Raw genomic sequence first — 12451 nt, 5'->3', positions numbered from 1 at the left:
GCTTTACTCCAAACTCTTTTCCAGCCTAGTTTTGGTCAGAAGATGGCTTTTTCAAAATCAAATAAAAGCAATAGGCAGTGATTGCTAGAATGGATCCCTGAGTGAGGATAGCTATAATTAGTGCGGAAGTATTCATGATTGTAGGCGTTTACGAGTTAAACTAGAATACCAAACCAAAAGACAAATCAATCCAAAAAGGAGAAGTAATTGGGTTCGGGCCAAGCCAGAGTAGAAGATTTTCTTTTTATAGAATTCGGTATCCAAAGGATTTGCTTCCATTTCTAAATAAATGTCCTGAAAGGTAAGCTTTGAGATTAATGATCCCGAATCCAGAGTCCAAGCATTTCCTTGCAGCAGATTTGAGATGGCTCCAGCCCAATCATTATTTTCTGGAGTAATCAAAGCCCCAATGAAAACCAGCAATAAAAGAACAGGGGTCACATAGGTCATTATCCATTTGAAAATCAATGGTATTTTGATGTCAGCTCCTCTGTTGATTTCTTGCCATCCTTTATTCATTCCAAATACCCAGGAAAACAGAATAGTTTCAAGCAAAGCGAAAATGACCAAACTTACCGTTCCTCCCCAATAGTCGTATTCATCGAAATAGCCATAGGAATAAAATAAAACGGTTGGTATTCCCATCAGTAAAGCCACCAATCCAAAAGAAATGGCTCCTTTCACTTTTCCCCAACCAAACTCATCATTCATGAAACCCATCCAAGGTGTTCCCATGGCCAAGGAGGAGGTAATACCTGCAAAAAAGAGTAAGCCAAACCAACAAACCCCAGCAATAACAGCGAAAATTGGCCCCCATTGCTGGAATAAATAAGGCATTGTCTGGAAAGCCATACCAAAACCGGCATTTTCCAATACCCAGTCCATTCCAAGGAATCCCGCTGCAATAGGAATTACAATAGCGCTTCCCAGCAATACCTCAACAAACTCATTGGTAAATCCTGCAGTGACTGAATTTAGGGCTATATCTTCGTTTTCCTTTAAGTATGATGCGTAGCACTGAATGGATCCCATCCCCACAGAAAGTGTAAAGAAAATCTGCCCTGCAGCTGCCAACCATACTTTTGGATCAGCTAAAGAGGAATATTGTGGAGTCCAGAGAAAATTGATTCCATCCCATGCATTTGCCTCGGGAAATTCAGCTGACGCAAAATCAGATCCCATAGTCCATCCTCTAATAGCTAGAATAACACCAAAGAGAATCAATAGGGGCATTCCTATTTTAGCAACTTTTTCAATTCCCCCAAGGCCAGTCGATAGGATGTAAACATTTATCCCTAGGACGAATACATAACTGAATAAAGGAAAAAGAGGGATGCCAAAATCAGAGCCCTGAAGACTGACATAGTGATTGAAAAAGGTGCTCACGGCTTCCTTATCCATTCCGGAAAATGTGCCAACTATGCTATGCAACACATAAATCAAGGTCCAAGACTCGATGTAGGTATAATAAGCCACCACAGCTATGTTGGTGAATATTCCAAAAACTCCAATGTATTTCCAGATGGGTTTAGAGTTCATGGAATCCAGGATATAAGGTGTACTGTGATTGCCCAGTTTTCCTCCGAATCTCCCTATACTCCACTCAGTAAAGAGGAGAGGAATGCCCATTAAAATAAAACAAACCAGATAGGGGATCATAAAGGCCCCTCCACCGTTTTGTACCGCCTGAACTGGAAAGCGTAAGAAATTTCCCAATCCAACTGCATTTCCAGCCATGGCTAAAATCAAACCAGTTCTGGATCCCCAAGATTCATTTTTATTTGGCATAAAATTTTAAAAATGGGGATGGGTTTGAACCACCCCCGATTTATCATTTAAGTTGTTTTTGTAAAATTTCTAACCACTTGTCGGCGAGAAGAGTCTCACCCATAAGGTCAGAAAATAAGTCTCCATTATAAAACTCAAGCTGGATTGAATTCCCGCCTGACTTTTTCGTGAATTCCAAAGCCAAATAATCCAAGATCTGGCGTCCACTGGATTCGTTTTTGGACTCTAGGTTTTTTCGGATTACTCCTACTTTTTTGAAATCATTCAAATCCAGAACAATAGGAGAGAATTCGGGAGTATCTTGAAAATAGATCAAGCAGTTTTTAGCAGGATCAAGTCCGAAAACGTAATAATTTCTCCAGATTTCAGTCAGAGAAAGGTTTGCTCCTTGAGCCTTCGCCAGCTCATTGAGTTTGGATTCCAGAGCCTTAGTTTTTTTCTTTTTCTTGGAAGAATGGTAAACGAATGGTGCGGTGAAGGCACCGAATAATAGAAGTGACAAAACAATTGTCACAGGTTCAATGTCGAACATGTTTAAGAAGATTTTGGTGAAAGGAAATAAAATAGTGCCCTATTGGGCTTAAAAAGACCTTTCTACCAGCTGTGAAAAAACCGGATAAAGGTTTCTTTCACATCAAAAAGTGCTTTGGATTTTTGAAAAAAGGAAGGTGGTAAATAGATGGATCGGACAGCTTTAAATTCCGGAATCCAGGTGGAATTCAATTTGGCACTTAGCCTCCAATCAATTTCAAAGGGAGGAATTTGAGGCCTGTCTTGGGATGCCCTGAAGTGAATATTCTGGGATTGAATTTCACTAACACTTGTGGTTATAGGGGCTTTTTGAGAAGCTTGGTTGAGCTTGGGAGGAAAGGAAAAAACAGCAGTTATGCCAACTATCCAGCAGAAGAATAAAAGGAAGGCAATTCCCTGTTTTTTCATTTTTTTAAACACAAAACCAACTCAAAGGTAAATGAATTGATTTTGATATTTAGAAGTATTCGTAGACTATTTTTTTAGAGAAAATACTCGGACATCTTCAAGTCCCTTACTAAGACTTACCGTCTTCCATGGGGAACCAGGAAATAGGAGTGAGGTCATGGTGATTTCGCTCTCATTTACAAATAATTCGATTGAGGAAGCGTCTATAAATACTCGGATAGTCCTTGCTTCCCAACTCATAGGAGAAGAATGTACAGCGGCAAAGTCTTCATGGAAAGTTGACTTCCCGGCACGGGTTCTGTCGATAGAAACCAATCCAAATTCCTTGGAAAGGATTAATTTTTCCCCGAGTTCATTAGAGAATTCTAGGGTAAATTCATCCTCCACTTCAGCGATTAATTCAAATGCTTGAGACGGAAGAGGGTATTCCTCATTCGAAATGGAATATTCCTCTTTTCTTAGGTTTTCCAGTTCCTTGGCAGGCTTGGATTGTAAAAGGAGGGTTCCATTAATATCAATTAAAGACAATTCTCGAGGTAAAGTCATGGCCGATCTCCATGATTTTGTAGGAACGACTTGGGCATAAAGCCAATTACTCATCCAGCCTATGAAAAGCGTTCTGTTTTGAGAAGAAGGTAGATTGGACCAAGTTACTCCTGCGTAGTTGTCTGGTCCATAATCAAGCCATCGGATCATGGTATCATCAGGAGTGAATTTTCCTTCTGCAAAGTTTCCAATAAAGTATTGCGTAGCAGACCCCTTTTGAGGCCCTCCTGGATTTATACTTACCAATAAAACCCATTTTTTTGTTCCATCAGGAGCAGTCATCTCCAAAAGATCCGGGCATTCCCAAACTCCTCCATGAGCACCCACATCCTGTCCAAATTCACTAAGTAATTTCCAATTCTTGAGATCAGGAGATTCAAAAAATTGGATTCTATCCATTACAGCCAAAGTCATTATCCATGACTTTTGACCATCAGGATGAATTATTTGCCTGACTTTCGGATCTCTAAAGTCTTTGATTCCTTGATTAGGAAGAACAGGGTTTCCGGCATATTTCGTCCAGGTTTTTCCCTTATCCAGAGAAAAAGCAATACCCTGACTTTGATAATCTGTTTTCCCGGATTTTTCTCCTTCCATGTCATGGTAAGTAAAGATGGCTATCAAAGGTGGATTCTCTGAACTACCAAGTCCTGAAGTATTTTCTCCATCATAAACCGCACTTCCGGAAAAAATATAACCCAAGGAATCAGGATATAAACCAATGGGTTTTTCTTCCCAATTAACCAAATCTGTTGAAACTGCATGCCCCCAATGCATCGGTCCCCAAACAGTGCTATCTGGATAATACTGAAAAAACAGATGATATTCTCCATCAATGAATATCATTCCATTCGGGTCGTTTATCCACCCTTTCTTAGGAGTAAAATGATATTCAGGCCGATAGGTTTCTAGTTCACTTTCTTGGAAAACCGGTACTTCTGATTTTTTACAAGAGAATAAGAGGAGAGTTAGTGAAAAAAATAGGATGGTGTAGAAATACTTCATAATCAGTGCTATTTGGATGAAATCAAATTTCATCCGAAAAATACTACCAAAAGGTCTTTCCAAAGTGCCTAAATCGATTTCATTTTCATCTCAGGGCCTTTATTTATGATTGGTTTTTTTTAATCTGCTTAGGATTATAGCTTTGTGCCAGTATTTATTCTGTTTTTCACATTTATGAAAGGAATCATTTTAGCCGGAGGATCCGGAACACGACTTTATCCTTTGACCATTTCAGTTAGTAAGCAATTGATGCCGGTCTATGATAAGCCCATGATTTATTACCCCTTGTCAGTTTTGATGATGGCGGGAATCAAAGAAGTTTTGATAATCACTACTCCAGAGGATTCTGCATCATTTCAAAAGCTTTTGGGAGATGGATCTCAATTGGGTTGTTCTTTTGAATATGCAGTTCAGCCAAGCCCAGATGGCTTGGCTCAAGCTTTTATTATAGGTGAGAAATTCATCGGGAATGATAAAGTTGCTTTGATCCTTGGGGATAATATTTTTTACGGATCGGGATTACATAAAACGCTTAAGGAGAATACCAATCCAGAAGGAGGAGTGGTCTTCGCCTATCACGTGAATGACCCTGAGCGCTACGGAGTGGTTGAATTTGACGAAAACCAAAAAGCAATTTCAATCGAAGAAAAGCCTGTTAACCCTAAGTCAAATTTCGCGGTTCCCGGTCTTTATTTCTATGACAATCAGGTTGTTGAAATAGCTAAAAATATCAAGCCAAGCCCAAGAGGAGAGCTCGAAATCACTGATGTAAATAACGAATACCTTAAAATGGGCAAGCTTCAAGTGGCTATTTTGAATCGAGGTACTGCTTGGTTGGATACAGGAACGCATCAATCTCTACTTCAAGCGGCTCAGTTTGTGGAGGTAATTGAAGAAAGACAAGGATTGAAGATCGGTTGTATTGAGGAGATTGCTTACAGAAATGGCTTTATCGAAAAAGAACAACTTCTGAAAGCTGCTGAAAAGCTTGGGAAAAGTGGATATGGAATCTATTTGAAAAGATTGATCAAATAGAAGATGAAAATTTCTCAATTCCCCGAATCCTTTCTTTCTAAACTTGGACAAAAGACTTTAAAGGAAGTCGAAAAGCTTAATCAGCTAATTTCAGCTGCAAATCAGCATGATGTACGCGAGGATTTGGTAGCAAAATGGAATGGTAAATTCGAGGAATTGAGAAGTATATCTGCCGAGGACAAGGCATTATCAAAACAAGTAAATTCAACTTTTTCTGCTTTTCTAAAAGATCTAAACACCCAAGCGGGTTTGTATTCTCCACAGCATTTCCAAACACTATGGATGGGAATAGGAATGGCAGCGTTTGGGATTCCTTTTGGCGTAGCATTTTCAGCAATCCTAAAGAATTTTGCATTCATTGGAATCGGGATTCCTATTGGACTGTCTTTGGGAATTGCAATTGGAGCAGCAAAAGACAACCAAATCAAAAAAGAAGGCAAACTGCTGGATTTTAAATAATCCTTTTCCTTTTAAACCAAACAAAAATTAAGACCGAGATCAAAATCATGGTCAAAATGGTATAGTAATATCCATATGGGTTACTGAGTTCAGGCATATGCTGGAAATTCATTCCATAAACTCCTACAATAAAAGTTAGCGGTAAGAAGAATGCTGAGAAAATGGTCAGCAACTTCATCACTTCATTAGTTTTTTGGGAAGTGGTAGATATGTAAATATTGAGAAGGGAATTGGCATCTTCCAAAAATTCATCCAGTTGGTGAATCAGATTGTAAAGAGTTTCCTTTTCATCTTGAAGCTTGGTAACATTATCCGGATGTACCTGAACCTGATTCAAAACGGTTTGGGTTAAGAGAAGAAGTTTTTTACATACCCTAGCTTTGGCTTTCCCATAATATAGGTCATGAACAGAAAACTTCTGGAGCTTGTGGAGAAATACGTCTTTTTCAAATTTATCCATCAAGTCAGATAGCCACTCTGTAGGTTTTTCATACGTCTCCAACATTCTTTCCACAATCTTGATCATCAAGGACTCTGGATCTTCAATGTCATCACCTATGTTTTCCAAAAATTTAAACCCTTTTTGGTGAATGGTAATCAAAGTGGAATCGTTGTAGAAAAAGCCAATTTTATTGGTAAGATCGGAGATAGTGGAAGACTGCTTTTCAGGGCTTACCGAATAAGCTCGTAAGATTATAAAATTAAGGTTGTTTAGCTTTTCGATTTTGGGCAGGTGGCCCACCTGCAAAGTATCCTCCAAAACATGGTAGTCGATTCCAAATGGTTTGATTAATTCAGCCAATTCTGATTTTTTTGGATTCTCATAATCGACCCATTCAAAAGTTTGGAATTTTCGGACGTTCATTCCCATAGTGCTTTGGCTTATTTTCTAAAATAAGGGTTTTGGTTGGATTTACAGAACTTGCTCCAAACTAGTTCTTAGAATTTCACCCATGTTTTTGCAATCCAAAAACTTTTGATTTTTGTAATGCTTGGCTAATTCCTGCTTCAAGGAGTTCACATTTTCGGCTGGAGCTATCCTGTCCTTTTCCATGGTGTGAAGAATATCTTCGATCTCTTTATGAGAGGATTTAAGGCGGGTTGCGATCAGGGCTCTTTCCTCACGTTGGTATTGACGCATGGATTCTGGAGTGATATATTCCATTCCCAGCTTGATCAGGCCATTATTTTCTTTGAAATATTGCGGAAGGTAGATCGACTTTTTCCCTTCATAGGATTGCTGGTCAAAATCTATAGCACGAATACGATAATGGGTTTCTTCGAAATCTGGGGTAACGTCCACCACAAAATTGGACGAATGCATATCTCCCAAAAGCCGTACAAAGCAGCGCTCATTGAATTTTACAAACTCTTTAGCCAAACGAATGGGATTGAGGTTAGGATCGGCCTCAAATTGCCTCATGAACTTATCGCCTGGAATTCCAGCAATATGTTCCTCAATTAGGGTATTCTTGTGAACCAAGTAGCTTATTCGATTTGGAGAAAGTAAATCCTCCAATTCTAATCCATAAACCCTCGAGGCATCCGCATTTTTGATATAGAAATAATCGAAGTTATCGTTGATACGATTCACGATTCTCACTCGAAATGGCTGAGTATTTCCATAAATACACAGGTCAATCCGGTCAATGTACAAGTGATTCATCACAGACATATCTCCACCAGCTTTGAGCAAGGCGTAGATTTTTTTGACATTCAGGTGAATTTCTTCCCGATCACTTTGGTCATAGAAAACAGTCTCCCAAAGCGTATCTTGATCTTTAGAATCGTATAGGGCAATAGAATTGGAGTACCGCAAAAGTTCATGGTAATGAATGGGAATATCCACTTCCCGTCCATATTTGATCAGGTATTTTCTCAGTCCCGCAGAAATAGGGTAGATGAGCTTTTTCTTACTGATCAAGGCCATGATTTACAATTTTACATGTTGGTTTTTCCTCAGATTTCTATCGAAAATAAAAGGACCAAATGGCAAGATGGATGCTAGCAAGGCGAAAAATGTTCTTCCAAATTCCCATTTCAATTTACTGGCAGTAGGAAAAACGGTGTAGATATAAAGAATAAACAGCAACCCATGAGCCCAGCCCACATAAGTCACGGCAAGTGGCATATCCATGATGTATTTTAAAGGCATTGCAATAAAAAGCAAGATTAGGAAGGACATTCCCTCGATCAGACTGATCCACTTAAATCGTTTAGCCCACTTGATTTGTTCGGCGTTCATTTGCTCTTAGGTAGTTAATTTGAATAATTTTTGAAGGGCTTGCCAAAGATCCCTTTTGAGTTTCTTGTCCTCAGCTATCATGGATAAAGAATCCGCAAACAGGTATTCGGTTTCATCTTCAGAAAAAACTTCATAGGGATGAGCCGGAAGGGCGTTGATAAGATGTTTGATTCTTCCAAACTTCAGCACAATGTGAGCATTCAAAGCCAAAAACTCATCCATTGTTCTGTTTTCCAAGGATTCTGAAGAGACCAACCCAATTTCTGACATGGAATGCCCACAAGCATTGATCATTTTGACTAGCATATCCATCAAGTCAGAATTAAGTTCTGATTCCTCATGTACCAAGAGAATTCCTTTAGAAAAGTTTCCTTTTACAGGAATCGGATCGGGTTCAATTTGAGAAAATGATTCCTCTACCATGCTTGAACTCACTTCCGTAGAATTCTCAACTGCCTGAATTTGATTTTGAATGGGTTTGGCCTTGGGAGTGGCCTTTATTTCCTGTAAAACTTTTTCCCTGTCTTCCGGAATCAAATAAATTTCTTCTTGGAGGAACTGGCTAAGTTGTTCAAGATTCTCTGTGTTCATGCTGGGAAATTGCCTAAAAAATGCCGGAAGGCAAAGTTTGAATTTGATTTAAAAAGCAAAAAGGAAAGCTTTTTTGCTTTCCTTCTTAGTTTCAACTCGGTTGGTCCAAATTAAAAATCGATTTGAGTTCTTGAGCATCTTCAGGTTTCATTCGTTTTGCCAAAACCAAGCGCAATTGACGTCTTCTTAAGGCGCCTTCATAAAGCTCTTTCTCTTCAGCAGTTTCTGGAATCAACTCAGGAATTTCGATAGGTCTCCCGTTTTGATCTACCGCCACGAAAGTGAAAAAAGCACGATGCGTTGTCAGTTTTTTGCTTGCAGGAATATCTTCAGCCGTCACTTCGATATAAACCTCCATAGAAGAATTAAACGAACGAGTGACCTGCGCTTTTAAAGTGACGACATTACCTAAGTTGATGGGCTGCTTGAAGGAGATGCTATCTGCAGATGCAGTTACCACAATCCGATTGCTATGTTTTTGAGCTGAAATTGCCGCTACAATATCCATCCAATGCATCAAACGTCCCCCCATTAAGTTATTCAAGGTATTGGTATCGTTGGGAAGTACCATCTCGGTCATGATGGTAACTGATTCTCTCGCAAATTTTTTCTTAGCCATAAAAAAGAATTTCAACAAAAATAAGAATAATATTTTGTTTTGGTAGTCGATAATTGGATGATCAGAATATTATTCTAATTCATGTGTTAAAACTGGACTTTAACTTTCAGCTTTCTCTCATCTCCAACCATCTTTTCCCAAAAGGGGTACAAAAGCAAATCCTTCAAATTCTTCTCTTATAACTTCTTTTGAAGATTTTTTGGTGATTTTTACCATGGTCTGCCTCTTTCGATCACCAACAGGAATGACCAAGATCCCTCCAATCTTTAATTGTTGGATCAGCGCTTCTGGGACAACAGGCGCACCTGCAGTTACAATGATTTTGTCAAAAGGGGCATATTGTGGCAAGCCTCCTGTTCCGTCTCCATAGAACAGATGCATTTGAATCCCAAGTCTTGCCAAGAAACGCTGGGTCTTTTCGAAAAGCTTTTTCTGATACTCAATTGTAAATACCTCAGCTCCTAAAAGATGAAGAATGGAAGCTTGGTATCCAGAACCTGTTCCAATTTCCAAAACTTTATTTCCTGGTTTGATCTCTAAAAGTTCTGTTTGGAAGGCTACGGTATAGGGTTGGGATATCGTCTGGCCTTCACCGATAGGGAATGCTTTGTCCTCATAGGCATGAGAAATCAATGCTGTATCGAAAAAGAAATGTCTGGGTAAGGTATTAATGGCATCCAAAACCCGTTCGCTTTTAATTCCTTTTGCCTTGATTTCCTGAACTAATGCGCGCCTTTTTCCTTTGTGGAGATAGGTGTCTTCGAGTTTAAGCATGCTTGGTTGATGGGTTTGACTTTCGAAGATAAAGTAATATTTCGCTTACTTTGAAACCGAAAAAGGCAATTTTTGCTTATTCCTTGAAACATTGAATTTTAAAAATCAACAGATGTTCACCGGTATCATCGAATCCTTTGGAACTATCCAAAAAATCACCCAAGAGGGATCTAATTTTCATTTTGATCTTTCTTCAACTATAGCCCACGAGCTTAAAATCGATCAATCCTTGGCTCATGATGGAGTTTGTCTTACTGTTGTCCAGACATCTCCAGAATTCTACAGGGTAACGGCAATTCAGGAAACTATCCAAAAGACGAATCTTTCCACTTGGAAAGAGGGCAAGAAAGTAAATCTGGAAAGATGCATGCCTGCTAATGGACGATTTGATGGACATATTGTGCAGGGACATGTGGATCAAACCGGAGTCGTAAAAAAGATCTCAGACCAAGATGGTTCCTGGATTTTTGATTTTGAATTTGATCCGAATACCGGAAATGTAACAGTGGAAAAAGGCTCGATTACTATCAATGGAACCAGTCTAACCTGTTTTAATAGCGGTCCGGGGAAGTTCTCCGTGGCCATCATACCTTATACCTATGAGCATACTAATTTTCACCAGTTGGAAGTAGGGGATTTGGTCAATTTGGAATTTGATATCATTGGAAAATATATCGCAAGAATAATAAAGGGCTACTCGTAAGAATAGCCCTTTTATTTTTTAGATAAGACTTTCTATGGGATTTTAAAACCCAACCGCCTTATCGTCACCTCTTCGGTCAGCGCCACCTTCTAATTTTCCATCCGGCAACACCAAAATTGCATCCACCTTTCCAATAACCGGACTGTTTCCTTCATTGATTAGGTATCCCCTTGATTTTAGGGTTGAAATAATGGTGGAATCAAAAGAATCCGGCTCGAAATTAACCAAGTCAGGAAGCCATTGATGGTGGAATCTGGGCGCATTCACAGCTTCCTGCATTCCCATGTCAAATTCTGCCACATTCAATATCGTCTGCAAAACAGAAGTGATAATTGTAGATCCTCCCGGAGTGCCTACCACCATCCAGAGCTTACCGTCTTTTTCAACGATAGTTGGAGTCATGGAACTGAGCATTCTTTTGCCCGGTGCTATGCTGTTTGCCTCCGCACCGATCAGTCCAAACATGTTTGGAGTTCCTGGTTTGGCGCTGAAATCATCCATTTCATTGTTCATGAAAAAGCCTAATTCATCAATAAACAATTTGGAGCCATAACCTCCATTCAGGGTAGTGGTCACGGAGATAGCATTACCTTCTGCGTCAACAATAGAATAATGGGTAGTTTCCATACTTTCTGAAAACTGGATTTTCCCCTCAGCAATATCTTCGGATTTGGTGGCTTTTTCTATGGAGAAATTCTCCATCCTTGACTTTAGATATTCTGAGTCAAGTAATTGATCAACAGGAATATTTACAAAATCAGGATCGCCCAAAAAATAATTCCTATCTGCATAAGCTCTTCTTTCCGCCTCGACCAAAACCTGGATATATTCTGGAGAATGGTGGCCAAATGACTTCAAATCAAATGGTTCAATCATCTTAAGAATTTGTGCCAAAGTGATTCCCCCAGAACTAGGAGGAGCCATGGAGATAATTTTAAAACCTCGGTAAGGAAAAACGATCGGATCTCTCCAAACTGCCTGATAATTAGCAAGGTCCTCTTCAGTTATGATTCCACCTTTGGCCAGCATATGCTTAGCCAGAATTTTGGCTGTTTCGCCTTTGTAAAATTCATCTCTTCCATTTTTGGCGATTCGTTCAAGTGTAGCTGCCAAAACAGGGATTTTTAGAGTATCTCCAGATTTTATTTCTTGATTGAAGAAAGTTTCCTCACCGTTGACTTCGACGACCACCTGCCTTACTCTTTCAAGCCTAGTGGCTTGATTTGGAGTAACAACAAATCCGTTTTTAGCCAAATCAATTACGGGTTGAAGGATTTCTGCTGGAGAAAGTTTTCCAAATTTTGCCTGAGCTTCAAATACTCCTGCAACTGTGCCTGGTACTCCTGAAGCTAAGGCACCCTTGGTGCTTAATTGGTTTAAAAACTCTCCGTTTTCATCCAAATACATATCTTTTGAAGCGGCAAGAGGAGCTTTTTCCCTATAATCCAAGGAGCCAGTGCTGCCATCTGCCAAGCGATAGACCATAAATCCTCCTCCTCCCAAATTCCCTGCAAATGGATAGGAAACCGCTAAAGCCATCTCGGTAGCCATCATGGCATCAAAGGCATTTCCTCCTTTTTGGATGATTTCCAATCCGATTTTTGAGGCTTCTTCACGTGCAGAAACCACCATGGCTTTTTCTGCAATCAGCCCTCTTTGAATTACTCTAGGCGCTTCTTTTTTCTCACATGAGAAAAGAAGAAAACCTAAAGAGATTAGTAAATATGTCGTGCTAAGTTTTTTCATT

At 39.5% G+C, this 12451-nt stretch carries 14 protein-coding genes; 3 read left to right on the top strand and 11 right to left on the bottom strand.

The features are described 5' to 3' along the window. Window positions 1–132: 132 nt before the first annotated feature. The 4 genes from DFQ04_RS04690 to DFQ04_RS04675 form a co-directional block, all read right to left on the bottom strand. The gene (locus DFQ04_RS04690) at window positions 133–1788 is read right to left on the bottom strand and encodes an SLC5/6 family protein (RefSeq protein WP_133553172.1); all 1656 of its coding nucleotides are present in this window, start codon (window positions 1786–1788) and stop codon (window positions 133–135) included. Window positions 1789–1831: 43 nt separating this feature from the next. Beyond that, window positions 1832–2320: a hypothetical protein gene (locus DFQ04_RS04685; RefSeq protein WP_133553170.1), complete on the bottom strand. Its 489-nt coding sequence runs from the start codon at window positions 2318–2320 to the stop codon at window positions 1832–1834. Window positions 2321–2382: 62 nt separating this feature from the next. Further along, the gene (locus tag DFQ04_RS04680) at window positions 2383–2727 is read right to left on the bottom strand and encodes a hypothetical protein (protein ID WP_133553168.1); all 345 of its coding nucleotides are present in this window, start codon (window positions 2725–2727) and stop codon (window positions 2383–2385) included. 66 nt (window positions 2728–2793) lie between these two features. Further along, window positions 2794–4278 (bottom strand): glycoside hydrolase family 32 protein, encoded by a 1485-nt coding sequence (locus DFQ04_RS04675; RefSeq protein WP_133553166.1) that lies wholly within the window; start codon window positions 4276–4278, stop codon window positions 2794–2796. 174 nt (window positions 4279–4452) lie between these two features. Between DFQ04_RS04675 and rfbA the strand changes: the two genes are divergently transcribed. Beyond that, window positions 4453–5313 (top strand): glucose-1-phosphate thymidylyltransferase RfbA, encoded by an 861-nt coding sequence (gene rfbA / locus DFQ04_RS04670; RefSeq protein ID WP_133553165.1) that lies wholly within the window; start codon window positions 4453–4455, stop codon window positions 5311–5313. A gap of 3 nt (window positions 5314–5316) precedes the next feature. After that, window positions 5317–5772 (top strand): hypothetical protein, encoded by a 456-nt coding sequence (locus tag DFQ04_RS04665; protein WP_133553163.1) that lies wholly within the window; start codon window positions 5317–5319, stop codon window positions 5770–5772. Here the strand turns inward: DFQ04_RS04665 and DFQ04_RS04660 are convergent. The 6 genes from DFQ04_RS04660 to DFQ04_RS04635 all read right to left on the bottom strand — a co-directional run bounded on the left by DFQ04_RS04660 (window position 5765) and on the right by DFQ04_RS04635 (window position 10001). Beyond that, the gene (locus DFQ04_RS04660) at window positions 5765–6637 is read right to left on the bottom strand and encodes a CorA family divalent cation transporter (protein WP_166637250.1); all 873 of its coding nucleotides are present in this window, start codon (window positions 6635–6637) and stop codon (window positions 5765–5767) included. The genes DFQ04_RS04665 and DFQ04_RS04660 overlap by 8 nt on opposite strands. A 48-nt stretch (window positions 6638–6685) precedes the next feature. Next, entirely contained in the window at window positions 6686–7702 is a 1017-nt protein-coding gene (locus tag DFQ04_RS04655; protein WP_133553159.1) for a hypothetical protein, read from the bottom strand. A gap of 3 nt (window positions 7703–7705) precedes the next feature. After that, a complete protein-coding gene (locus DFQ04_RS04650) occupies window positions 7706–8017 on the bottom strand; it encodes a DUF3817 domain-containing protein (protein ID WP_133553157.1) in 312 nt (103 codons plus the stop codon). A gap of 6 nt (window positions 8018–8023) precedes the next feature. Then, window positions 8024–8608 (bottom strand): hypothetical protein, encoded by a 585-nt coding sequence (locus DFQ04_RS04645; RefSeq protein WP_133553154.1) that lies wholly within the window; start codon window positions 8606–8608, stop codon window positions 8024–8026. 91 nt (window positions 8609–8699) lie between these two features. Further along, on the bottom strand, window positions 8700–9227 hold the full coding sequence (locus DFQ04_RS04640; protein WP_133553152.1) for an acyl-CoA thioesterase: 528 nt from the start codon (window positions 9225–9227) through the stop codon (window positions 8700–8702). A gap of 117 nt (window positions 9228–9344) precedes the next feature. Further along, a complete protein-coding gene (locus DFQ04_RS04635; RefSeq protein ID WP_133553150.1) occupies window positions 9345–10001 on the bottom strand; it encodes a protein-L-isoaspartate(D-aspartate) O-methyltransferase in 657 nt (218 codons plus the stop codon). A 112-nt stretch (window positions 10002–10113) separates the two neighbouring features. Between DFQ04_RS04635 and DFQ04_RS04630 the strand changes: the two genes are divergently transcribed. Further along, complete coding sequence (locus DFQ04_RS04630) at window positions 10114–10704, top strand: riboflavin synthase (RefSeq protein ID WP_133553148.1); 591 nt, start codon at window positions 10114–10116, stop codon at window positions 10702–10704. A 42-nt stretch (window positions 10705–10746) separates the two neighbouring features. Here DFQ04_RS04630 and ggt read toward each other — a convergent pair whose 3' ends face one another. Then, window positions 10747–12450, bottom strand: coding sequence for a gamma-glutamyltransferase (ggt, locus tag DFQ04_RS04625; RefSeq protein ID WP_133553146.1), 1704 nt, complete (start codon window positions 12448–12450; stop codon window positions 10747–10749). Between the last annotated feature and the right edge of the window lies 1 nt (window position 12451).

The organism is Algoriphagus boseongensis, from assembly GCF_004362805.1.
Classification (GTDB): Bacteria; Bacteroidota; Bacteroidia; order Cytophagales; family Cyclobacteriaceae; genus Algoriphagus; species Algoriphagus boseongensis.
This window is presented reverse-complemented; position numbering and strand designations above follow the sequence as displayed.